The organism is Salipiger sp. (assembly GCF_059781815.1).
On record NZ_JBYNAH010000074.1, the window covers coordinates 1 to 20,612 of the forward strand.

The 20,612-nt window shown below is 67.8% G+C and carries 25 protein-coding genes; 16 read left to right on the forward strand and 9 right to left on the reverse strand.

Going from position 1 to position 20,612, the window contains the following annotated elements; all coding sequences use genetic code 11:
* A partial coding sequence (locus tag AC6RA4_RS10630) for an ABC transporter permease (protein ID WP_500160113.1) occupies positions 1 to 1,386 on the reverse strand: 1,386 nt, incomplete at its 3' end.
* Complete coding sequence (locus tag AC6RA4_RS10635; protein ID WP_500160115.1) at positions 1,383 to 2,075, reverse strand: ABC transporter ATP-binding protein; 693 nt, start codon at positions 2,073 to 2,075, stop codon at positions 1,383 to 1,385. The genes AC6RA4_RS10635 and AC6RA4_RS10630, both read right to left, overlap by 4 nt.
* Positions 2,076 to 2,092: 17 nt before the next feature.
* Here AC6RA4_RS10635 and AC6RA4_RS10640 point away from each other — a divergent pair, with 17 nt between their 5' ends.
* Positions 2,093 to 2,779, forward strand: coding sequence for an arylesterase (locus tag AC6RA4_RS10640; RefSeq protein WP_500160117.1), 687 nt, complete (start codon positions 2,093 to 2,095; stop codon positions 2,777 to 2,779).
* A gap of 23 nt (positions 2,780 to 2,802) precedes the next feature.
* Here the strand turns inward: AC6RA4_RS10640 and AC6RA4_RS10645 are convergent, their stop codons facing one another.
* Positions 2,803 to 3,000 carry a hypothetical protein gene (locus tag AC6RA4_RS10645; protein ID WP_500160119.1) on the reverse strand — a complete coding sequence of 66 codons (198 nt, stop codon included), beginning with the start codon at positions 2,998 to 3,000 and terminating at the stop codon, positions 2,803 to 2,805.
* A 194-nt stretch (positions 3,001 to 3,194) separates the two neighbouring features.
* On the reverse strand, positions 3,195 to 3,755 hold the full coding sequence (locus AC6RA4_RS10650; protein WP_500160120.1) for a L,D-transpeptidase: 561 nt from the start codon (positions 3,753 to 3,755) through the stop codon (positions 3,195 to 3,197).
* A 143-nt stretch (positions 3,756 to 3,898) separates the two neighbouring features.
* Here AC6RA4_RS10650 and trxC point away from each other — a divergent pair, with 143 nt between their 5' ends.
* Positions 3,899 to 4,324, forward strand: coding sequence for a thioredoxin TrxC (gene trxC / locus AC6RA4_RS10655; RefSeq protein WP_500160122.1), 426 nt, complete (start codon positions 3,899 to 3,901; stop codon positions 4,322 to 4,324).
* Between the two features lie 3 nt (positions 4,325 to 4,327).
* Here the strand turns inward: trxC and AC6RA4_RS10660 are convergent, their stop codons facing one another.
* From AC6RA4_RS10660 to AC6RA4_RS10670, 3 genes are read right to left on the reverse strand one after another with little or no spacing between them, the layout of a single operon-like run.
* On the reverse strand, positions 4,328 to 5,020 hold the full coding sequence (locus tag AC6RA4_RS10660) for a MotE family protein (protein WP_500160124.1): 693 nt from the start codon (positions 5,018 to 5,020) through the stop codon (positions 4,328 to 4,330).
* On the reverse strand, positions 5,017 to 5,367 hold the full coding sequence (locus AC6RA4_RS10665; RefSeq protein WP_500160126.1) for a hypothetical protein: 351 nt from the start codon (positions 5,365 to 5,367) through the stop codon (positions 5,017 to 5,019). The genes AC6RA4_RS10660 and AC6RA4_RS10665 overlap by 4 nt, the downstream gene beginning before the upstream one ends.
* A gap of 11 nt (positions 5,368 to 5,378) precedes the next feature.
* Complete coding sequence (locus AC6RA4_RS10670; protein WP_500160127.1) at positions 5,379 to 5,930, reverse strand: flagellar basal body-associated FliL family protein; 552 nt, start codon at positions 5,928 to 5,930, stop codon at positions 5,379 to 5,381.
* A gap of 116 nt (positions 5,931 to 6,046) precedes the next feature.
* Here AC6RA4_RS10670 and fliF point away from each other — a divergent pair, with 116 nt between their 5' ends.
* The 4 genes from fliF to fliP are packed head-to-tail and all read left to right on the forward strand — an operon-like array spanning position 6,047 to position 9,295.
* Positions 6,047 to 7,684: a flagellar basal-body MS-ring/collar protein FliF gene (fliF, locus tag AC6RA4_RS10675; RefSeq protein WP_500160129.1), complete on the forward strand. Its 1,638-nt coding sequence runs from the start codon at positions 6,047 to 6,049 to the stop codon at positions 7,682 to 7,684.
* Complete coding sequence (locus AC6RA4_RS10680) at positions 7,681 to 8,286, forward strand: FliH/SctL family protein (protein ID WP_500160131.1); 606 nt, start codon at positions 7,681 to 7,683, stop codon at positions 8,284 to 8,286. Before fliF ends, AC6RA4_RS10680 begins: the two co-directional genes overlap by 4 nt.
* Positions 8,279 to 8,566: a FliM/FliN family flagellar motor switch protein gene (locus tag AC6RA4_RS10685; RefSeq protein ID WP_500160133.1), complete on the forward strand. Its 288-nt coding sequence runs from the start codon at positions 8,279 to 8,281 to the stop codon at positions 8,564 to 8,566. The genes AC6RA4_RS10680 and AC6RA4_RS10685 overlap by 8 nt, the downstream gene beginning before the upstream one ends.
* 3 nt (positions 8,567 to 8,569) lie before the next feature.
* On the forward strand, positions 8,570 to 9,295 hold the full coding sequence (fliP, locus tag AC6RA4_RS10690; RefSeq protein ID WP_500160134.1) for a flagellar type III secretion system pore protein FliP: 726 nt from the start codon (positions 8,570 to 8,572) through the stop codon (positions 9,293 to 9,295).
* Between the two features lie 10 nt (positions 9,296 to 9,305).
* On the opposite strand, the gene trhO is transcribed toward fliP, so the two are convergent.
* Positions 9,306 to 10,235: an oxygen-dependent tRNA uridine(34) hydroxylase TrhO gene (trhO, locus tag AC6RA4_RS10695; RefSeq protein WP_500160136.1), complete on the reverse strand. Its 930-nt coding sequence runs from the start codon at positions 10,233 to 10,235 to the stop codon at positions 9,306 to 9,308.
* A 219-nt stretch (positions 10,236 to 10,454) separates the two neighbouring features.
* Here trhO and AC6RA4_RS10700 point away from each other — a divergent pair, with 219 nt between their 5' ends.
* The 9 genes from AC6RA4_RS10700 to AC6RA4_RS10740 all read left to right on the forward strand — a co-directional run bounded on the left by AC6RA4_RS10700 (position 10,455) and on the right by AC6RA4_RS10740 (position 19,402).
* Positions 10,455 to 11,897, forward strand: coding sequence for an alanine/glycine:cation symporter family protein (locus tag AC6RA4_RS10700; protein WP_500160138.1), 1,443 nt, complete (start codon positions 10,455 to 10,457; stop codon positions 11,895 to 11,897).
* Positions 11,898 to 11,964: 67 nt separating this feature from the next.
* Positions 11,965 to 12,558, forward strand: coding sequence for a bifunctional nicotinamidase/pyrazinamidase (pncA, locus tag AC6RA4_RS10705; RefSeq protein WP_500160140.1), 594 nt, complete (start codon positions 11,965 to 11,967; stop codon positions 12,556 to 12,558).
* Between the two features lie 100 nt (positions 12,559 to 12,658).
* Entirely contained in the window at positions 12,659 to 13,948 is a 1,290-nt protein-coding gene (gene pncB, locus AC6RA4_RS10710) for a nicotinate phosphoribosyltransferase (protein ID WP_500160141.1), read from the forward strand.
* 120 nt (positions 13,949 to 14,068) lie between these two features.
* Positions 14,069 to 15,154: a histidinol-phosphate transaminase gene (hisC, locus tag AC6RA4_RS10715; RefSeq protein WP_500160143.1), complete on the forward strand. Its 1,086-nt coding sequence runs from the start codon at positions 14,069 to 14,071 to the stop codon at positions 15,152 to 15,154.
* On the forward strand, positions 15,151 to 16,059 hold the full coding sequence (locus tag AC6RA4_RS10720) for a prephenate/arogenate dehydrogenase family protein (RefSeq protein WP_500160145.1): 909 nt from the start codon (positions 15,151 to 15,153) through the stop codon (positions 16,057 to 16,059). Before hisC ends, AC6RA4_RS10720 begins: the two co-directional genes overlap by 4 nt.
* Positions 16,060 to 16,061: 2 nt before the next feature.
* Positions 16,062 to 16,991 (forward strand): extensin-like domain-containing protein, encoded by a 930-nt coding sequence (locus tag AC6RA4_RS10725; RefSeq protein WP_500160147.1) that lies wholly within the window; start codon positions 16,062 to 16,064, stop codon positions 16,989 to 16,991.
* Between the two features lie 54 nt (positions 16,992 to 17,045).
* On the forward strand, positions 17,046 to 17,453 hold the full coding sequence (locus AC6RA4_RS10730; RefSeq protein ID WP_500160149.1) for a VOC family protein: 408 nt from the start codon (positions 17,046 to 17,048) through the stop codon (positions 17,451 to 17,453).
* A gap of 237 nt (positions 17,454 to 17,690) precedes the next feature.
* On the forward strand, positions 17,691 to 18,668 hold the full coding sequence (locus AC6RA4_RS10735) for a cytochrome-c peroxidase (RefSeq protein ID WP_500160156.1): 978 nt from the start codon (positions 17,691 to 17,693) through the stop codon (positions 18,666 to 18,668).
* A gap of 191 nt (positions 18,669 to 18,859) precedes the next feature.
* Positions 18,860 to 19,402: a hypothetical protein gene (locus tag AC6RA4_RS10740; RefSeq protein WP_500160151.1), complete on the forward strand. Its 543-nt coding sequence runs from the start codon at positions 18,860 to 18,862 to the stop codon at positions 19,400 to 19,402.
* Between the two features lie 113 nt (positions 19,403 to 19,515).
* On the opposite strand, the gene AC6RA4_RS10745 is transcribed toward AC6RA4_RS10740, so the two are convergent.
* Positions 19,516 to 20,076, reverse strand: a complete 561-nt coding sequence (locus AC6RA4_RS10745) for a TlpA family protein disulfide reductase (protein WP_500160153.1) — start codon at positions 20,074 to 20,076, stop codon at positions 19,516 to 19,518.
* Between the two features lie 21 nt (positions 20,077 to 20,097).
* On the opposite strand from AC6RA4_RS10745, the gene AC6RA4_RS10750 reads away from it, so the two are divergent.
* On the forward strand, positions 20,098 to 20,612 hold a 515-nt coding region (locus AC6RA4_RS10750), incomplete at its 3' end, for a lyase family protein (RefSeq protein WP_500160155.1).

Genomic DNA, 20,612 nt, shown 5'->3' on the forward strand with positions numbered 1-20,612 from the left:
ACCGCGGGCGGCGCCGGTGGCGCGGCGGGCCAGCGCGCGGATGCCGGTGGCGGCAAGGGCGAGGATCAGCAGCGCGCCGAGGATGCCGCCGGCGGTCCAGAGGGTGATGCGGGGATCGCCGGAGAACAGCATCGCCACGCCCACGAGCAGCGCGACCAGCAGGGCGGTGGCCACGAGGTAGCGCAGGGCCGGCAGGGCGCGGGCGCTGTCGAGCGCGTCGCGGAACAGGGCGGCGGCGCGGACTTCCTCGGTGCGGGCCAGCGGCCAGAGGGTGAAGAGCAGCGCGGTGAGCACGCCGTAGATCGCGGCCTCGAAGAGCGGGCCGGGGTAGAGCGTGAAGAGCACCGGGATGGGCAGCGACTGGGTGATCAGCGGGGCGAAGATCAGCGGCACGCCGGCGCCGAGGGTCAGGCCGAGCGCGATGCCGAGCAGGCTGAGCGCGCCGATCTGCAGGAAATAGGTCTGGAAGATCACCCCGCGGCTGGCACCCAGCGTGCGCAGCGTGGCGATCACCGGCGTCTTGCGCGCGAGGTAGGCGCGCACCGCCGCCGAGACGCCGATGCCACCGACCGCGAGGCCGGAGAGCCCGACCAGCACGAGGAAGCTGCCCAGCCGGTCGACGAACCGCGCCACGCCCGGCGCGCCGTTGCGGGAATCGCGCCAGCGGATGCCGGTGTCGCGGAAGCGCTCCTCGGCCTGTGCCTTGAGCGCGTCGAGATCGGCGCCCTCGGGCAGCAGCATGCGGTACTCGGTCTCGTAGAGCGAGCCGGGGGCGAGCAGGCCGGAGCCCTCGAGATCGGAGGTCCGCACCAGCGTGCGGGGGCCGAGGCCGAAGCCGTCGCCGGCATCGTCGGGTTCGGTGACGATGATGGCGCTGAGGGTGAACTCCTGCGTGCCGAGGCGAAAGCTGTCGCCGGAGGAAAGGCCCAGCCGGTCGGCCAGCACCGGCGCCATCACCGCGCCGGGGAAATCGCCGCCATCGAGCGCCTGGGCCAGCGGCATCGGCGGGTCGAGCACCATCTCGCCCAGCAGCGGATAGGCATCGTCGACCGATTTCACCTGGGTCAGGCCGCGCTCGGGGCCGGATTCGGTCTCGGCCACCGCCATGGAGCGAAAATCGGTGATCTCGGAGAGCGCCGTCGAGACGCCTTCGAGCCAGGCCAGCTCTTCTTCGGAGGCGAAGCGGTAGGTGAATTCCGCCTGCGCGTCGCCGCCGAGCAGGATCGCGCCCTGATCGGCAAGCCCGGCCTGGATCGCCGAGCGCACCGAGCCGACCCCGGCGATGGCGGCGACGCCGAGCGTCAGGCAGGCGAGGAAGATGCGGAAGCCGCGCAGGCCGCCGCGCAGCTCGCGGCGGGCGAAGCGGGCCGAGATGGCAAGACTCATTCGGCGGCCCTCGCCACCTCGCCGGCGACGGTGCCGTCGGTCAGCCGCACCACCCGGTCGCAGCGCTGCGCGAGGGTGTTGGAGTGGGTGACGAGCACCAGCGTGGCGCCGTGGCGGTCGCGCAGGCCAAAGAGCAGGTCCATGATCGCATCGCCGTTCTTGCCGTCGAGATTGCCGGTGGGCTCGTCGGCGAGCAGCACATCCGGGCGCGGGGCCGAGGCGCGGGCCAGCGCCACGCGCTGCTGCTCGCCGCCCGACATCTGCGCCGGGTAGTGATCGGCGCGGTGGCCGAGGCCCACGGCCTCGAGCTCGGCCTCGGCCTTGGCAAAGGCCTCGCGGTCGCCGGCCAGCTCCAGCGGCGTGGCGACGTTTTCCAGCGCGGTCATGGTCGGGATCAGGTTGAAGCTCTGGAACACCACGCCCATGTGATCGCGGCGAAAGCGGGCCATGCGGTCTTCGTCCATCGCGGTGAGATCGCTGCCCAGCACCGAGACGGTCCCCGAACTGGCGCTCTCGAGCCCGCCCATCACCATCAGCAGCGAGGATTTGCCGCTGCCCGACGGCCCGATCAGCGCGACCGTCTCGCCCTTGGCCACCTCCAGCGAGATGCCGTGGAGGATTTCCACCATTCCGGCATTGCCGCGCAGGCTGAGTGTGACATCTTTCAGGGCAATGACGGGATCAGGCATGAAGGAGCGTCCGGAAAATGATGCGTTCGCTTACATATGGGTCGCGCGCGTGGCGCAACAAGGCGCTGGCGGGACTGGTTGTCCTGAGCAGCCTCGCCGCGCTGCCGGCCCGGGCCGAAACGGTGCACCTGCTGGCGCTGGGCGACAGCCTCACGCAGGGCTACGGGCTGATCGAGGACGAGGGATTCGTGCCCCAGATGCGGGCGTGGCTGGCCGAGCGCGGCCATGACGTGCGTCTGGTGAATGGCGGCGTGTCGGGGGATACCACCGCCGGTGGCCTGTCGCGCGTGGAGTGGTCTCTGACGCCGGAAATTCAGGGGATGATCGTGGCGCTTGGCGGCAATGACCTGCTGCGCGGCCTGCCGCCCGAGACCTCGAGGGCGAATCTCGAGGGCATTCTCGAGGTGGCCGAGGCGAACGATATCGAGGTGCTGCTGGTGGGGATGAGCGCGCCGGGCAATTACGGCCCGGACTACAAAGCCGCCTTCGATGCGATCTATCCGGAGCTCGCCGAGGCTTTCGAAGCGGTCTATTTTCCGAATTTCTTCAAGGGGATACTGCCCGAAGGCGGTACCCCTCAGGACGCGATTGGTCTGATGCAGGGGGACGGGATTCACCCGAATGCCGAAGGGGTCGCTTTGATTGTCGAGGCCATGGGGCCCGTTGTCGAAGAGCTGATTGCCCGTATCGAAAGCGGCGGCTGAGGGCCACCGTTAGCGAGGGGGGCTTATTGAGCCGCGGCGCTCAGCGGCTGGGCTGCGTTGCCACGCAGGGTTGCCGAGATCACCGGCAGCAGGCCGAAGCTGAGTGCAGTGGCAAAGTACAGCACGACGGCGGATCCGAAGGCGACATCAAAGGCAAGCCAGCTGGTCAGGGCGCCGATCAGGCCAAGCACGCTGCCAATGAGAACTGCAATAACCGCCATGTGAACACTCCCTGACGTGTGGACCTGGATATCTCGTCGTAGGGTCATCTAGCCGTCCGAATCCGGCGGGAATGTGGCCGGGTCACGGCGATACCGGCTCGTTTTTCAGAATTTCTGCAACTTATGCGAGAAAATGAAAAACGGCGCGCAGGGCTGCGCGCCGTTCATTGGTGTTCTCTGACGGGCTTGGCGCCTTACAGCACCGTCACCGGGGTCCCCACGGGCACGCGGTTGTAGAGGTCGATCACGTGCTCGTTCAGCATCCGGATGCAGCCATTCGACACCGAGCGCCCGATCGATTCCGGCGCGGTGGTGCCGTGGATCCGGAAGAAGGTGTCGCGCCCGTTCTGGAACAGGTAGAGCGCGCGGGCGCCGAGCGGGTTGCCCGGACCGCCGGGCTGGACATAGTCGTTGTCGACGAACTTGCTGTAGGTCGACGGCTCGCGCTCGATCATCTCGTTGGTCGGGCGCCAGGTCGGCCATTCTTTCTTCACCTGAATGACGGCATCGCCGGTGAACTCGAGCCCGGCGCGGCCGACGCCGACACCGTAGCGGATCGCCTGGCCGGGAGCGGTCACGTAATACAGGAAATGCGCGCGCGGCAGGATCAGGATCTGGCCGGCGGGCAGGGTGTTCTTGATGCCGACCTGCTGGGGGCGGAATTTCGGGTCGACCTCGAAGGCGAGGGCGGGCGCTGCGGCGGCGAGAGCGGTGCCGGCCGCGGCGCTGGCGACGAATTTGCGACGGGTGATCATTGGCAATACTCGGATCTCAGTTGGACAGCGTGTTCATTCTCATCACCCCCAACGTGAAAGCAATGATGTGTTTCCACGGGGGATTGTCACAATGGCGTGGGGAGCACATATACCGTTCAAAGAATATGACATCGGAGAGCCCAATGGTCAAACTGGTCTGTTTCGACTGCGGTCAGACGAACCGCGTCCCCGAGGATCGCCTGTCGGCCGGTCCGAAATGCGGCACCTGCGGCACGGCGCTGGTCGAGGCCAAGGCGCGAGAGATCGACGCCGAGACGCTGGCAAAGGCGATCCGCAACGACGGCATGCCGCTGGTGGTGGATTTCTGGGCGCCGTGGTGTGGCCCATGCCGGATGATGGCGCCGGAATTTTCCAAGGCGGCGCATGCGATGAAGGGCCGGGCGCGCCTCGTGAAGGTCAACACCGAGGCGCACCCCTCTGCTGCAAGTGCCTTTGGTATCAGGGGAATCCCGACCATGATCGCGTTTCGCTCGGGCAGGGAGGCCGGGCGCCAGTCGGGTGCGCTGCCCGCCTCCCAGATCGAGGCCTTCGCCAGCCAGGCGGTCTGAGAATCATTCACGCGGCGCCCCGGCGTTGCGGCCGGCGAGCATGACGCTGATCGTGTAGGCCTTCTGCGGGCTGAGCCCGGCCATGATCGCCGCCGCCGCGTCGGGCCGCATCCGTCCGAGAAAGCCGGCGGCGAAATCGGGCTCCATCTCCTCGAACAGGGCCGCCGCCTGCTTGGGCTTCATCGTGGCATAGACCTGCGTGAGCTGGGCCACGTCGTTCTCCGCCGCAGTCTTGGCCAGAGCCAGAGTCTCGCGCAGGCGGCGCTCGGCGTCCTCCATGGCGGTCATGCGCCGGTCGATCTCGGCCTCTGCCACCGACAGCGCCTGCATCCGTGCGCGCAGGTCTGATTCGCGTTTGGCAACCCGCTCTTCGCGGATCTTGAGGGCGTCGAGAATGGGCGCGATGTCGGATGCGACCGGGCAGCCGGGCGCCGTCGCGCCCGGATCGGCAGCGTGGGCCGCGGTCTCAGGGCGCCCGGTCCCGTGGCTGGACTCTGTCAGAGGCGCGGCCTCTTCATGCGGGGGCTCGCTGGCGGCGAGGGGCTCGGTCGTTCCGCTCTCCAGCGCCAGTGCGGCGCCGGCCTGCATCGCGATCCGGGCCAGGGCCGAGGCGATCAGCAGGCCCCCGATCACGGCGAGCACGCCGATGCTGCGCTGAATGCGCCGCCGCTTCTTGCTGCGCAGGATCGCGATCATCGGGCCGCTCCGGTGTGACGGACGAATCTCGGCTCTGGCCTGTCCTGCGCGGGCGGGGGTTGCTCTGGCAGGTCGTGCAGGGCCGCGAGCATCAGCTCGAGTCGCTTGGTGGCATCCTCTGCCCGCGCGGTGAGCGCCTCAAGCTGCGCCGAGGACTCCCCCGCCGTGCTTTGCGCCGCATCGAGCGTGCGCGTGAGGTCATCGACCTGCGCCGACAGCACCGCCACCGCGCCGCCGACGCCGTTCTCGAGATCGGTGAACCGCGACAGGCGGCGCGACAGCACGAAACAGTAGAACCCCGCGCCGAGCGCCCCGGCGGCAAGCAGGATATCGGCAATCAGATCCATTCCGGCCCCTTTCAGTTCAGCACGAATTCGAGCACCAGCAGGTCGCGCACGCGATCCTCTCCGGCGACCATCTGCAGCCGCCGCAGCATCTGCGAGCGCAGGCGGATCAGCGCGCCCGGCGCCTCGATATCCGAGGGGCGGAGGGCGCGCAGGTAGCTGTTGAGCACGTCGATCACCCGCGGCGTCAGGGTCTCGACCTCGGCGGCGTATTGCGGCGGCACCTCGAGGCTGGCGCGGAAGCGCAGGTGATGCAGCTCGGCGATGGTGCCCATGGAGATCACCAGCGGCGGCAGTTCGACGAAGGCGACATTGCTGTCAGGCAAGGGCAGCGGCTGATCCGCGCCATGCCCGTCATCGCCGCCGTGATCGCCGGCCGCGCCGTGCCCGTCGCCTTCCGCGGCGTGGCTGCCCCCGAATGGCAGCAGCCCCGACCACGCGGCAAAGAACCCGCCACCGCCGCCGGCCAGCGCCAGCACCAGCCCGATCAGCAGCGGCAGCTTCGATCCCGTCTTTTTCGGCGTGCCCTCGTCCTCAGCGGGGGCGTCGGCCGTGGCATCGGTCATGGCGGACCTCTCGTTCAATCCGCGGACCTTATAGCCGGACAGGAACTAACCGATTGTTAAGTCTGATGCCGCAATGATGCGGTCACCGGGCAGAACGGTCGGAACGGAGGTTGGTCTTGCAGCAGCTCGCGACAATCTGGGGGTCACTTGGGGCGCGCCGGCGGGTGCTGGTGATCGCGGCGACGCTGGCGACCATCGCTGCAGTGCTGGCGATGGGGCGCATGGCCTCGCAGCCCTCTATGGCGCTGCTCTATGCCGGGCTGGAACAGGGCGCGGCGGGGGAGGTCGTCGCGGCGCTGGAGGCGCGCGGCATTCCCTATGAGGTGCGCGGCGGCGCCATCCTCGTGCCCGACATGCAGCGCGATTCGCTGCGCATGACACTGGCGAGCGAGGGACTGCCGGCCAATTCCAACCAGGGGTATGAGCTGCTCGACGGGCTGTCGGGCTTCGGCACGACCTCGCAAATGTTCGATGCTGCCTATTGGCGCGCCAAGGAAGGAGAGCTGGCGCGCACCATCGTCGCCAGCCCCTATATCGCCACCGCGCGCGTCCATATCGCCAATTCGACGGCGAATCCCTTCCAGCGCGATGTGTCGCCCTCTGCCTCGATCTCGGTCACCACCAACGGCGACGTGCTGTCGCCTGTGCAGGCGCGGGCGCTGAAATATCTTGTGGCCTCGGCGGTGCCCGGGCTGATGCCCGAGGAGGTGGCGGTGATCGATGGCAAGGGCGGGCTGATCGGGGCGGAGGACGAGGCGGGCGCCGGCCCCACCGCCGAGGATCGCGCCGCGGCGCTTCGCGACCGGGTGCAGCGGCTGGTCGAGGCACGCGTGGGGCTCGGCAATGCCGTGGTCGAGGTCAGCGTCGACACGGTGACCGAGAGCGAGACCATCCGCCAGCGGCAGTTCGACCCCGAAGGGCGGGTGGTGATTTCCACCGACACCGAGGAAGAGAGCAACACCTCGCAGGACAGTGGCGGCGGCGATGTCACCGTCGCCTCGAACCTGCCCGATGGGGAGGCCGGTGGCGGCGGCAGTTCGCAGAGCCAGAGCAGCGAGACCCGCGAGCGCGTGAATTACGAGGTCTCCGAGACCATGCGCGAGGTCACCCGCGTTCCGGGCGCGATCAAGCGGCTGACCGTGGCGGTGCTGGTGAACGGCACGCAGGCGCCGGGCGCAGACGGGGCCGAGCAGTTTGTGCCTCTGCCCGACGAAGAGCTGGCGGCGCTGCGTGATCTGGTGGCCTCGGCGGTGGGTTTCGAGGAAGAACGCGGCGACGAGATCACCATCCGCTCGATGCCGTTCGAGCGCCCCGAGGGGCTTGGCACTGGCCCGATCGAGCCTGGGTGGTTCAGCATGCCGATGGACCCGATGACCTTGATCCAGATCGGGGTTCTGGCGGTGGTCGCGCTGATCCTCGGTCTCTTCGTGGTGCGCCCGATCCTCACCGCCCCGGCGCAGCCGGCGCTGCCCGGTGCGCCGGGTGGCGCGCTGGCCTTGCCCGACGGTGCCGAAGGCGCGACCGCGGCGCTCGATGGCGAGATCGACGATGGGGACGGCGATTTTGCCGGGCTTCCGGCGCTGGGCGGCGGGGGAGGGTTTGGCGGCATGGGCATGGTCGATTTCGACAGCCCCGCCGAGGAGGATCCGGTCGACCGGCTGCGGGCCCTCATCGAAGAGCGCAAGAGCGAGACGGTCGAGATCCTCCGCAGCTGGCTCGATGACGGGGAAGAGCGGGTGGAGGAGACGCAATGACGGCGCTGGCAGAGTTTCTCGAGGATTTCGGCGCCGCGTCTGCGCAGCCTGCGCCTGCTGCGGGCCTGCATGACGATACCGCGCTCGAGGCGGCGAAGCTCGAGGGGTTCGACGGCGGATATCGCGCCGGCTGGGACGATGCGATCAAGGCGCAGAGCGACGATCAGGCCCGCATCGCCAGCGATTTCGCGCAGAACCTTCAGGATCTCTCCTTCACCTATCACGAGGCCTGCAGCCAGGTTCTGAACGGCATTTCGCCGCTGCTCGAAGAGGTGGTGGCCAAGTTGCTGCCGGTCTCCCTGCACGAGACGCTGGGCCTGCACCTGGCCGATCAGCTGCGCAGCATGGCGGCCGAGATTGGGCGGCTCGACGTGGTCATTGCCGTGGCGCCCGGCGTGTCCGGGGCGGTGGCGCCGCTGATCGAGATGGATTTCGGCTTCCCGCTGAGCCTTGTCGAGGATCCGACCCTCGCCGAGGGGCAGGCCGACATCCGCTTCGGCGAGAGCGAAACGCAGGTCGATCTGAGCGGGCTCGCCCGCGAGGTCGCCGAGGCGGTGCAGGGATTCGTGCAGGACAACCGGAGGAAGGCCGCCCATGGCTGAACAGACCGAAACCACGCGGCCCGAGGCCGCCACCCCCTTCACCGCCGTGCCGATCGAGATCACCGTCTCGGTCGGGCGCGCCCGGCCGCTGGTCCGCGACCTGCTGAAGCTGGGCGCCGGCTCGGTGCTGACGCTGGACAAGCGGCTCGAGGATCCGGTCGAGCTTTATGTCGGCGACCGGCTGATCGGCATCGGCGCGCTCGAGGTGGTCGACGGTGGCGAGAACGGACAGCTTGCGGTGCGGCTGACCGAGGTCGTGGATTTCCGGAGCCCGACCTGAGCGATGTGGCGCGCGGCCCTTCCGGCGCTGATCCTGCTGGCGATGGCCTCCGGCGCTGCGGCGCAGGAGCTGCGGCTCGACCTTGGCCAGGGCGGGTCGCTCACCGCGACCTCGATCCAGCTCATCGCGCTGATCACGCTGCTGAGCCTCGCACCCGGCATCGCCATCATGGTGACCTGCTTTCCCTTCCTCGTTACCGTGCTCGCGATCCTGCGGCAGGCGGTGGGGCTGCAGCAATCGCCGCCCAACATGCTGATCGTCAGTCTTGCGCTGTTTCTCACCTATTTCGTGATGGAGCCGACCTTCACCGCCGCCTGGCAGAACGGGCTCAGGCCGCTGATCGACGAGGAGATCAGTGTCGAGGACGGGATGGAGCGCACGCTGGTGCCGTTTCGCGGCTTCATGGCGGCGCGCACCGATGGCGACACCTTTGCCAGCATGGCCGATCTGCGCCCGGACGCCGCTGGCGAAACGCTCCGCCCCGAGGCGCCGCTGTCGCTGCTGATCCCGAGCTTCATGCTCTCCGAGATCGCGCGCGCCTTTCAGGTCGGCTTCCTGATCTTCCTGCCGTTTCTGATCATCGACCTCGTGGTCGCCGCGATCCTGATGTCGATGGGCATGATGATGGTGCCGCCGGCGATCGTGTCGCTGCCGTTCAAGCTGGCCTTTTTCGTGATCGCCGATGGCTGGTCGCTGCTCGCCGGGGCGCTGGTGCGCAGCTACTTCTAGTGCCGCAAGATCAGAGCTCGGGATCGTCGTCCGGCACGTCCGCGTGAAGGTGGCGCTCGCCGCGGGCGCGGGCCAGCGCGATCTGCTTCTGGCGCTCGCGGAAGCGGGCCTTGTCCTCTTCCGAGGTCTCTTCGATGCAGAGATGGCAGGAGACGCCGTGTTCGTACTCGGGCCGGTCGCGGTCTTCGGGCAGGATCGGGCGCCGGCAGGCGTGGCACAGCAGATGCGGCCCCTCGCGCAGCCCGTGCTCGACCGAGACGCGCCCGTCGAAGACAAAGCAGCTGCCCTGCCAGCTGCTGTCCTCTGCCGGCACCTCCTCGAGGTATTTCAGGATCCCGCCCTTGAGGTGATAGACCTCCTCGACCCCCTGGCTCATCAGCCAGTTGGTGGATTTCTCGCAGCGGATGCCGCCGGTGCAGAACATCGCGATGCGCTTGTTGTGGAAGCGCTCCTTGTTCTGCTCCCACCAGGCGGGGAAATCGCGGAAGCTCTCTGTCTGCGGATCCACCGCGCCTTCGAAACTGCCGATGGCGACCTCGTAATCGTTGCGGGTGTCGATCACCGCCACGTCCGGAGACCGGATCAGCGCGTTCCAGTCGGCGGGCTCGACATAGTGACCGACCTGCGCGCGCGGGTCGACATCGGGCTGGCCCATCGTCACGATCTCGCGCTTCAGCCGCACCTTCATGCGCGCGAACGGCCGCTCCTGCGCCGTCGAGAGCTTCCACTCGAGCGCCTCGCAGCCGGGCAGGGCGCGGATATGCGCCAGCACCGCGTCGATGCCCGCGCGGGGCCCGGCGATGGTGCCGTTGATGCCTTCGCCGGCCAGCAACAGCGTGCCGGTGACCTGGCCGGCGCGGCAGAGATCGAGCAGCGGCGCGCGCAGGGCGGCCGGGTCGTCGAAGCGGGTGAAGTGGTAGAGGGCGCAGACGGTAAACATGGGCGGAGACATAGGCCCAAGCCCGCGCCACGCGCAAGCGGACAGGATGGCGCGCCCCGCACCAGAGCGCCCGGTATCGGTCAAGCTGCCGTTTCTTATAGGGAAACTGACACGAATAGGGCGCTTTTCGCTTTCGGGCGCAACCTCCAAAGGCGTAGGGTCAGGCCGTGGGGGATCGCCCTCACGTTGTGTGGCAAGCGATGATGAAGGGCCGTGCCGATGGGATTTCTCGATACGATTTTCAACACAATCAACGATCTGACCTGGGGATGGGCGCTGGTACCGTTCCTCGTGATCCTTGGCGTGTTCTTCACTGCGGCGAGCGGCTTCGTCCAGTTCCGATTCTTCAAGCGGATGTTCAGCGTGCTGACATCCGGAAGCGACACCGATGACCCGTCCCACATCAGCGCCCGCGAGGCGCTGTTTGTTTCGGTCGGGGGCAGAGTGGGCGGCGGCAACATCGCCGGCGTGGCGGTGGCGATCACCGCCGGCGGCCCCGGCGCGGTGTTCTGGATGTGGGTGATCGCGCTTGTCGGCATGGCTTCGGGCCTGATCGAGGCGACGCTGGCACAGCTCTTCAAGCGCACCGGCCCCACTGGCGAGTATCGGGGCGGCCCGGCGCGCTCGATCATCCACGGGCTGGGCAGCCATTACCGCTGGCTCGCGGTGATCTACGCGGTCTGCCTCATCGCCTCCTTCGCCATCGGTTTCAACGCCTTCCAGGGCAACACCGTGGCCGGTGCGGCGGCGGACAGCATGGGTATCCCGCGCGTCGCCACCGGCGCCGTGCTGGCGATCCTCACCGCGGCGATCGTCTATGGTGGCATCCACCGCATCGCCAAGGCCGCCGACGTGATCATCCCGGTGATGGCGATCGGCTATATCGGCATGGCGCTGCTGATCATCGTGCTCAACATCACCAGCCTGCCGGGCGTGATCGTCGACATCGTCGCCAACGCCTTCGGCTTCCGCGAGGCCGTCGCGGGCGGCATGGGGGCGGCGCTGGCCAACGGTCTGCGCCGGGGCCTGTTCTCCAACGAGGCCGGGCTCGGCTCGGCGCCCAACGTGGCCGCCACCGCCTACAACCTGCATCCCGTAAGCCAGGGCATCACCCAGAGCTTCTCGGTGTTCATCGACACCATCATCATCTGCTCCTGCACCGCCTTCGTCATCCTTCTGGGCGACGTCTACCAGCCCGGTGCCGAGGGCGTGGACGGCGTGGCGCTGACCCAGCAGAGCATGGTGCATCACGTGGGCAACTGGGCGCAGTACTTCCTGACCTTCGCGATCCTGCTCTTCTCGTTCAGCTCGATCATGTACAACTACTACCTCGGCGAGAACGCGCTGACCTTCATGACCGAGAAGCCGATGGCGCTGCAGATCCTGCGCATCGCCATCATCGGCATCGTCTTCCTTGGGGCCACGGCACCCGGCGCGACGGCGGTGTTCAACTTCTCCGATCCGCTGATGGGCATCCTCGCCATCGTCAACCTGTTGGCGCTGATGATGATGTTCCCGATTGCGCTGCGCCTGATCCGCGACTTCCGCGCCCAGGTCGATGCGGGCGTCGCCCGGCCGGTCTTCGACCCGGCGCAGTTCCCGGATCTCGACGTCGATCACACCGCCTGGCCCGACGCGCCCTCGCGCAAGGCGGCGGAGTAAAGGCCTCGCCTTGACCCCGCCTCTGGGCGGGGTCAGGGTCTGCCCGAAGACATCAGGAGGCTTTGCCATGCACGCGCTTGTCGTCATCGACGTCCAGAACGATTTCTGCCCCGGAGGCGCGCTGGCGGTGGCCGGCGGCGACGAGATCGTGGCAAAGATCAATGCCATGATGGCCGAGTTCGACGCGGTGATCCTGACCCAGGACTGGCACCCGGCGGGGCATTCCTCCTTTGCCAGCCAGCACGACGGCAAGGCGCCGCTCGAGATGATCGAGATGCCCTACGGGCCGCAGGTGCTCTGGCCCGATCACTGCGTGCAGGGCAGCCATGGGGCCGCCTTCCACCCCGGGCTCGATGCCGACCGCGCCGAGCTGATCATCCGCAAGGGCTTTCGCGCCGGGATCGACAGCTACTCGGCCTTCTTCGAGAACGACCAGACCACGCCCACCGGGCTCGAGGGCTACCTGCGCACGCGCGGCATCACCGAGCTGACGATGGTCGGGCTGGCGACGGATTTCTGCGTCAACTTCTCGGCCGTGGATGCGGCGAAGCTCGGCTTCAGCGTGACCGTTCACGAGGCCGCCTGCCGGGGCATCGATCTCGAAGGCTCGCTCGCCGCGGCGCGCGACGGCATGGCAGCGGCGGGCGTGACGCTGGCCTGATCCGCGGCAACGCCCGGAAAATCCCGTTCGAGAAAGCGCTTGGACCCCTTGGCAAGGATGGCTTATCAGGGGCTTCGACGTTGCGCATGAGGAACCGATCGTGGAAATCGCCACCCGAGTCTGGAACCACAAGTGGAAGATCGACCCGATCGTCCGCTCGTTGATCGACACCGATTTCTACAAGCTGCTGATGTGCCAGTCTGTGTTCCACAACCGGCCCGACGTGCAGGTGACCTTCAGCCTGATCAACCGCTCGCACCATGTGCCGCTCGCCAAGCTGATCGACGAGGGCGAGTTACGCGAGCAGCTCGACCACATCCGCTCGCTGTCGCTGACCCGCGGCGAAAGCACCTGGCTGCGCGGCAATACCTTCTACGGCAAGCGCCAGATGTTCCGCCCCGATTTCATGGAGTGGTTCGAAAACCTGCGCCTGCCGCCCTATTTCCTCGAGCGCGTCGGCGACCAGTACGAGCTGACCTTCGAGGGCTCCTGGCCCGAGGTCATGCTCTGGGAGATCCCGGCGCTGGCGGTGCTGATGGAGCTGCGCAGCCGCGCCGTGCTCGACGACATGAAGAAGTTCGAGCTGCAGGTGCTCTACGCCCGCGCCGCCACCAAGCTCTGGGAGAAGATCGAGCGCTTGCGCGAGCAGCCCGGCGTCAAGATCGCCGATTTCGGCACCCGCCGGCGCCACAGCTTCCTCTGGCAGGACTGGTGCGTGCAGGCGATGACCGAAGGTCTGGGCGATCGCTTCACCGGCACCTCGAACTGCCTGATCGCCAAGAACCGCGATCTCGAGGCCATCGGCACCAACGCCCACGAGCTGCCCATGGTCTACGCCGCGCTGGCCGAGGACGATGCCGCGCTGGCGCGCGCGCCCTATGACGTGCTGGCCGACTGGCACAAGGAGCACGAGGGCAACCTGCGCATCATCCTGCCCGACACCTACGGCACCGAGGGCTTTCTCGAGCGTGCGCCGGACTGGCTGGCGGGCTGGACCGGCATCCGCATCGACAGCGGCGACCCCGCGCGCGGTGCCGAGATCGCCATCGACTGGTGGAAGAAGCGCGGCGAGGATCCGACCCAGAAGCTGGTGATCTTCTCCGACGGGCTCGACGAGGAGAAGATCCTCGAGCTCTACCAGCAGTTTTCCGGCCGGGTGCGGGTCTCCTTCGGCTGGGGCACCCTGCTGACCAACGATTTCCGCGGCCTGACGCCGGATGACCGGCTGGCGCCGTTCAGTCTCGTCTGCAAGGCGGTGAGCGCTAACGGCAAGCCCACGGTCAAGCTCTCGGACAACCCCAACAAGGCGATGGGGCCGAAGGACGAGATCGCGCGCTACAAGCGGGTCTTCGAGGTTGGCGAGCAGGAGCGCCGCGAGGTCGTCGTCTGATCGCCGGGTGCAAGAATTTTCGGACGAAAATTCTTCGGCCCCGACGGTGGGGCTGGTCTAGGCTGGCCATGGCGCAAGGCGCGGGCTAGAAGAGCGGCGCAGTATCTTCAAGGTGGCATCATGGCTGGTATCGAACCGCAGCCCGGGATCATGGAAATCGCGCTCTACGTGGGCGGGAAGTCCAGCGTCGCGGGCGTGTCGAACGTCGTCAAGCTGAGCTCGAACGAGAACCCGTTCGGCCCGTCTCCCGCCGCGCAGGAGGCGGTGAAGCGCGTCGTGCACGAGATGCATCGCTACCCCTCCACCGATCACGCCGAGCTGCGTCAGGCGATTGCCGAGGTGCACGGGCTCGACGCCGAGCGCATCATCTGCGGCGTCGGCTCGGACGAGGTGCTGCAGTTCCTGTGCCACGCCTATGCCGGCGAGGGCGACGAGGTCATCCACACCGAGCACGGCTTTGCCATGTACCAGATCCTCGCCCACGCGGTCGGCGCCAAGCCGGTCGAGGTGGCCGAGGTCGAGCGCGTGGTGTCGGTCGACAACATTCTCGCGGCCTGCAACGAGCGCACCAAGCTGGTGTTCATCGCCAACCCCAACAACCCGACCGGCACGATGATCGGTCTGGCCGAGATCGAGCGGCTGGCCGAGAACCTGCCGCCGCAGGCGATCCTGGTGCTCGATGGCGCCTACGCGGAATATGTCGAGGGCTATGACGGCGGCGCGCGGCTGGTCGAGTCGCGCGGCAACGTGGTGATGACCCGCACCTTCTCGAAGCTCTATGGTCTGGGCGGGATGCGTGTCGGCTGGGGCTACGGCCCGAAGGAGATCATCGACGTGCTGGGCCGCATCCGGCAGCCCTTCAACCTGTCGAACGTGGCGCTGGTGGCCGCCGAGGCGGCGATCCGCGACACCGCGCATGTGGAAAAGAGCCGCGAAGAGAACACCCGCCTGCGCGCCTGGCTGGCCGAGGCGCTGGCCGAGCATGGCGTGCCGTCGGATGCCTCGACCGCGAATTTCGTGCTGGCGCGCTTTGCCAGCCCGGACGAGGCCGCGGCCTGCGACACCTACCTGCAGAGCCAAGGCATCATCGTGCGCCGGGTGACCGGCTACAAGCTGCCCGCCGCGCTGCGTATCACCGTGGGCGACGAGGCGTCGTGCCGCCGGGTGGCGCATTGCATCGGGCTGTTCAAGGCAGGCGCGCGATGAGCTACGGCAAGGTCGCCCTGATCGGTCTCGGCCTGATCGCCTCGTCGATGTACTGGGCGATGAAGCGGGCGGGCATGGCCACGCATGTCTCGGGCTATGCCCGCAGCAGCGAGACCCGCGAGACCGCGCGCCGCATCGGCCTCTGCGACACGGTCTGCGACAGCGCCGAAGAGGCGGTGAAGGATGCCGACCTGATCGTGCTGGCGGTGCCGGTGGGGGCCATGGGCCGCGTGGCCGAGGCCATCGCGCCGCATCTCAAGCCCGGCGCCACTGTCACCGACGTGGGCTCGGTCAAGAAGGCGGTGATCGAGGCGGTCGGCCCGCACATCCCCGAGGGCGTGCATTTCGTCCCCGCCCACCCGATGGCGGGCACCGAGCATTCCGGCCCCGAATCGGGCTTTGCCTCGCTTTACGACAACCGCTGGTGCCTGATCGTCCCCGAGGATGCCTCTGAAGAGGCCACCGCCGCGCTCGAGGCCTACTGGCAGGCGCTGGGCGCCAACACCCAGCGCATGGAAGCGGCGCATCACGATCTGGTCTGCGCCGTGGTGAGCCACGTGCCGCACCTCATCGCCTACACCATGGTGGGCGTGGCCGACGACCTGCGCCGGGTCTCGGATCAGGAGGTGATCAAGTACTCCGCCGCCGGTTTCCGCGATTTCACCCGCATCGCGGCCTCGGACCCGACCATGTGGCGCGACGTGTTCCTGACCAACAAGGAAGCCTCGCTCGAGATCCTCGGTCGTTTCACCGAAGAGCTCTTCGCGTTGCAGCGGGCGATCCGCACCGGCGACGGCGACACGCTGTTCGACTATTTCACCCACACGCGCGAGATCCGGCGCGGCATCCTGCAGGCAGGGCAGGACACCGACGCACCGGATTTCGGTCGTATCCGGAAGGAATGAGCATGCAGGGGTTCTGGGCGCTGATCTGTCTTCTGGCACTTGCGTCGCAGGCCCCTGCCTCCGCTCCCGAAACCTCGCCGCGCCCGCTTGCACGCGGGGCGGCAGAGCAGCCCGCCCCGGGGCCGGCTCCCGCGTTCGTCGTCACCGCCGATCCGGATGGGTCGCTGTCGCGCCATCGCCCCGAGGCGCGGCCCGCGGAGATGGCGGCGATCTTCCACGAGATGCTGGCGCAGGATCTGCGCGCCGCGGGGGTGCCGGGTTTCGTGCCCGAAGAGGCCGCCGCCGGCATCGCCCGGGCCAAGGCCTTTGCCGCGCGCTCGCCGCAGGCCATCGCGCTGTCGCTTCGTCCGCTGCTGCGCCCGAAGGCGATGGTCGAGAAGGCCATGGCGCGGCGGCAGGAGCGCGCCCGCGGCGCGGTCTGCGGAGATCTCGCGATCCAGGGGCAGGAGGTGGGCTTCATCCCGGGCCGGATCTCGGCCTGCGGCATCGAGGACGCGGTGAAGCTGCGCTCGGTGGCCGGGGTCAAGCTGAGCCAGCAGGCGCTGATGGATTGCACCACCGCCAAGACCCTGAAGCGCTGGGTCGAGCAGGGGCTGAAGCCCGCCGTGGGCAGCCAGGGCGGCGGTGTGGCGGGCTTGCGCGTGGCGGCGCATTACGCCTGCCGGACACGCAACAACCAGCCCGGCGCCAAGGTCAGCGAACACGGCAAGGGGCGCGCCATCGACCTGTCGGGCGTGATTCTGCGCGACGGCTCCGAGATCAGCGTGCTGCGCGACTGGGGCGGCGGCCCGAAGGGGCGGGCGCTGCGCAAGATGCACAGCTCTGCCTGCGGGCGCTTCGGCACCGTGCTCGGGCCGGGTTCGGACGGGTTCCATCGCGACCACCTGCATTTCGACACCGCACGCCACCGCAGCGGCTCCTACTGCCGCTGACGTGGCTTGCCCTCCCGCCGCGTCCGACGCAGGCTGGGCCCGGGAGGACGACACATGAAGCTCAAGCTGCACCACATCAATTTCTCGACCGAGAAGGTCGGCGAGATGACCGCGTTCTATCGCCGGGTCCTGTGCCTCGACGAGGCCGAGGAGGATCTCCCGGCGCTCGAGAAGGGCAAGGGCTATGCCGGCGACGTGGGCTTTGTCTGGGATGGCGCGGTGCAGGTCCACCTGGCCGAGAAGGACGTGATGGCCGGCTTCAAGACCGGGCAGGTGGTGAACCCGCTGGTGCGCGGCCACATCGCCTACCGCACCGACGATCTCGATGCGTTCAAGGCCCATCTCGAGGCCGAGGGCGTGCCCTATTCCGACTGGGGCCACGCGGCAGTGAAGGGCTGGCGGCAGATCTTCTTCTACGATCCCGACGGAAACATCATCGAGGTGCATCAGGTCGCGGACTAGGCGGGGCCCGCTATAGGTGATCCTTTAACCTTTGTTTTAATGAGATAAATTCAGGAAATCTGCGACCCGGAATTGCGTTGGATCAAGGTGATCCGAGGGCAAGTTTATAACGTTTCTAAACAGAGACGCGCGACCCCTCCCACGGTATCATCGGAGATCCACATGTTTCTCAGACACTCGCTTCCGGCCACGGCGCTGGCCCTGATCCTCGGCGCCCAGGGGACGCTGGCACAGGACATGCGCGCCGACGCGCTGGATTACTTTTCCGCACTGCCCTCGACCATTCCGGCGGTGACCGACAATCCGATCACGCCCGAGAAGATCGCCCTCGGCAAGGCGCTGTTCTTCGATCCGCGCATGTCCGCCTCGGGGGTGTTCTCCTGCAACTCGTGCCACAACCTCGCCACCGGCGGCGACGACAACCTCGAGACCTCGATCGGCCATGGCTGGCAGAAGGGCCCGCGCAACGCGCCCACGGTTCTGAACGCGGTGTTCAACGAGGCGCAGTTCTGGGATGGCCGCGCGCCCGACCTCGCCGAGCAGGCCAAGGGGCCGGTGCAGGCCGGGGTCGAGATGGCCAATACCCCGGACAATGTCGTCGCGACGCTGAGCTCCATGCCGCAATACCAGGACTGGTTCACCGCCTCCTTCCCGGAGGAGGCCGATCCTGTCACCTTCGACAATTTCGCCAAGGCCATCGAGGCCTATGAGGCGACGCTGCTCACCCCTTCGCCTTTTGATGCCTGGCTCAACGGCAATGACGGGGCCATGACCGAGCAGCAGGTGGCGGGGCTGCAGACTTTCATGGATGCCGGCTGCGCCTCCTGTCACAATGGCATCAATGTGGGCGGCAACGGCTATTACCCGTTCGGCCTGATCGAACGGCCCGGCGCCGACGTGCTGCCAGAGGGCGACAAGGGGCGCTTCGTGGTCACCGACACGGTGGACGACGAATACGTCTTCCGTGCAGCGCCGCTGCGCAACATCGCGGTGACGGCGCCCTATTTCCACTCCGGCAAGGTCTGGGATCTGCGCGTCGCGGTCGAGATCATGGCGACCTCGCAGCTCGGGGCCGAGCTTTCGGAGCAGGAGGTCGACGACGTGGTCGCCTTCCTCGGTGCTCTGACCGGCGAGCTGCCACAGGTGACTTACCCGGTTCTGCCGGCGGAAACCGCGGCGACGCCGCGCCCGTCGGGCGAGCTGTTGCCGAACTAGGGCGTTCGCCTCGCGCTCGCCCTTGTGGCGAGATTGCCGAAATATTCAGAAACGGTGATAGAAGAGCCGGCGACATTGTTCGCCGGCTCGGGCATTTGTGGCGCAAAAACGGCGAATGGCTTGCCAAGCGCCTGATTTTCGTCAAATTCTCGAAGCTGCGGTGGGGGCCGCTGAACCGGAGCTGTACGCCAATGCGTGCCCTCGTCCTGTCCATCGCGGTCGTTCTGGCCGCCACACCACTGTCGGGGGATATCGCCTGGCAGACCGGGCGCATGGCGCCGGGGTCGGTGATGGTGATGGAAGAGAAGGGTGGCGCGGTCCTGTCCCATGTGGCGCAGGGCCGAGACGGCGGGCTGTTCCGGTTCGATACCTACGAGGGCAAGGGCACCGCACCGGTCTACAATGGCAGCTACTACACCAATGACCGGGGCGAGGTGGTGCGCAGCGTGACAGCCGAAGGGCAGGTCACCGAGTATGAACCGCACCGCTGTGCCCGCACGCTGGGGACATGCAGCTACGTGATCCTCCATTCCGACGGCTTTCGGGAAACCCGCAGACGGGTGACCCGCGAGACGGTTCTGGGCCTGGCCTGGACGGAATGGGGGCTCGACGGGCTGGTCACCACGGGCGCGCTCGAGCTCGATCCGCTCGGCGCCGCCAAGACGGGATGGCAGAAGGATCACCGGAGCGGCCGCAGCACGCTGTCGCGGCGGATCCTGATGACGCTGCGCTAGAGGCGCAGCGCCCTGACAGTCCGGACGCGCCCGCGAGGGGGCGTCCAGGTATCGAGATGTGCGGGGCGGGCAGGTGCCTGCCCCGCAATGCCCCGTTTCGGCTTTCTCCGGTCTCAGCTGTCCGCGCCGATCAGCGCGGAGATCACGGCGCGGGCGCTCTCGGAAGCCCAGTCTGCATCGCCGCGCAGCCGCGCGACCTCCTGCCCCTCGGGGTTCAGGATCACCGTGATCGGCAGGCCGAGCACGCCCATCTCGCGCGCCAGCACCGAGCCCGGATCGCGGTGCAGCGGCAGGCTCTCGATGCCGATCTCGTCGAAGAAGTCCTGCATCGCCGGCGGCGGGTTGCGCCCGGTGGCGATGGTCACGACCTCGAAGTTGTCGCCGCCCAGCTCGTCCTGCAGCGCCGCCAGCGCCGGCATCTCCTTGCGGCAGGGCGCGCACCAGGTGGCCCAGAAGTTCACCAGCACCCATTTGCCTTGCCAGTCGGCGAGCTTGAGAGGCGCCCCCTCGAAGGTCTCGAACGCCGCCGTTCCGGCGGGCTTGGCCTCGGAATGGAAGGTCAGCTTCTTCATGTCGCCGTCGCGCAGCGCCTCGGCGGCGCTGGTGTCGGCGAGCGCCGGATTTGCAAGCGCCGCGGTGGCGGTATAGAGGAGCGCAAGCGCCAGTTTTCTCATGATCCCTCCCGGAGTGATGCCATGTCCGACAAGTCCTCGAACCAGATGTGGGGCGGCCGCTTTGCCGCTGGTCCCGACGCGATCATGGAGGCGATCAACGCCTCGATCGGGTTCGACAAGCGACTCGCGGCGCAGGATATCGCCGGATCTCGGGCCCATGCCGCCATGCTGGCCGCCACGGGCATCATCAGTGATAGCGATGCCGAGACCATTCGGGAAGGTCTGCTCACGGTACTGTCAGAGATCGAGGAGGGGCGGTTTACCTTCTCCACCGCCCTCGAAGACATCCACATGAATGTCGAGGCGCGGCTCAAGGAGATCGTCGGCGAGCCGGCGGGCCGGCTGCACACCGCGCGCTCGCGCAACGACCAGGTGGCGACCGACTTCAAGCTCTGGGTGCGCGACCAGTTCGACGCCTTCGAGAGCGGCCTTCTGGCGCTGATCCGCGCGCTGGTCGACCAGGCCGATGCCGGAGCCGACTGGGTGATGCCGGGCTTCACCCACCTGCAGACCGCGCAGCCGGTGACCTGGGGCCA

Bases quoted from the DNA above. Each gene is read 5' to 3' on its own strand.
- AC6RA4_RS10635 (WP_500160115.1), bottom strand. From the start codon at position 2,075: ATGCCTGATCCCGTCATTGCCCTGAAAGATGTCACACTCAGCCTGCGC.
- AC6RA4_RS10640 (WP_500160117.1), top strand. From the start codon at position 2,093: ATGATGCGTTCGCTTACATATGGGTCGCGCGCGTGGCGCAACAAGGCG.
- AC6RA4_RS10645 (WP_500160119.1), bottom strand. From the start codon at position 3,000: ATGGCGGTTATTGCAGTTCTCATTGGCAGCGTGCTTGGCCTGATCGGC.
- AC6RA4_RS10650 (WP_500160120.1), bottom strand. From the start codon at position 3,755: ATGATCACCCGTCGCAAATTCGTCGCCAGCGCCGCGGCCGGCACCGCT.
- trxC (WP_500160122.1), top strand. From the start codon at position 3,899: ATGGTCAAACTGGTCTGTTTCGACTGCGGTCAGACGAACCGCGTCCCC.
- AC6RA4_RS10660 (WP_500160124.1), bottom strand. From the start codon at position 5,020: ATGATCGCGATCCTGCGCAGCAAGAAGCGGCGGCGCATTCAGCGCAGC.
- AC6RA4_RS10665 (WP_500160126.1), bottom strand. From the start codon at position 5,367: ATGGATCTGATTGCCGATATCCTGCTTGCCGCCGGGGCGCTCGGCGCG.
- AC6RA4_RS10670 (WP_500160127.1), bottom strand. From the start codon at position 5,930: ATGACCGATGCCACGGCCGACGCCCCCGCTGAGGACGAGGGCACGCCG.
- AC6RA4_RS10680 (WP_500160131.1), top strand. From the start codon at position 7,681: ATGACGGCGCTGGCAGAGTTTCTCGAGGATTTCGGCGCCGCGTCTGCG.
- AC6RA4_RS10685 (WP_500160133.1), top strand. From the start codon at position 8,279: ATGGCTGAACAGACCGAAACCACGCGGCCCGAGGCCGCCACCCCCTTC.
- fliP (WP_500160134.1), top strand. From the start codon at position 8,570: ATGTGGCGCGCGGCCCTTCCGGCGCTGATCCTGCTGGCGATGGCCTCC.
- trhO (WP_500160136.1), bottom strand. From the start codon at position 10,235: ATGTTTACCGTCTGCGCCCTCTACCACTTCACCCGCTTCGACGACCCG.
- AC6RA4_RS10700 (WP_500160138.1), top strand. From the start codon at position 10,455: ATGGGATTTCTCGATACGATTTTCAACACAATCAACGATCTGACCTGG.
- pncA (WP_500160140.1), top strand. From the start codon at position 11,965: ATGCACGCGCTTGTCGTCATCGACGTCCAGAACGATTTCTGCCCCGGA.
- hisC (WP_500160143.1), top strand. From the start codon at position 14,069: ATGGCTGGTATCGAACCGCAGCCCGGGATCATGGAAATCGCGCTCTAC.
- AC6RA4_RS10720 (WP_500160145.1), top strand. From the start codon at position 15,151: ATGAGCTACGGCAAGGTCGCCCTGATCGGTCTCGGCCTGATCGCCTCG.
- AC6RA4_RS10725 (WP_500160147.1), top strand. From the start codon at position 16,062: ATGCAGGGGTTCTGGGCGCTGATCTGTCTTCTGGCACTTGCGTCGCAG.
- AC6RA4_RS10730 (WP_500160149.1), top strand. From the start codon at position 17,046: ATGAAGCTCAAGCTGCACCACATCAATTTCTCGACCGAGAAGGTCGGC.
- AC6RA4_RS10735 (WP_500160156.1), top strand. From the start codon at position 17,691: ATGCGCGCCGACGCGCTGGATTACTTTTCCGCACTGCCCTCGACCATT.
- AC6RA4_RS10740 (WP_500160151.1), top strand. From the start codon at position 18,860: ATGCGTGCCCTCGTCCTGTCCATCGCGGTCGTTCTGGCCGCCACACCA.
- AC6RA4_RS10745 (WP_500160153.1), bottom strand. From the start codon at position 20,076: ATGAGAAAACTGGCGCTTGCGCTCCTCTATACCGCCACCGCGGCGCTT.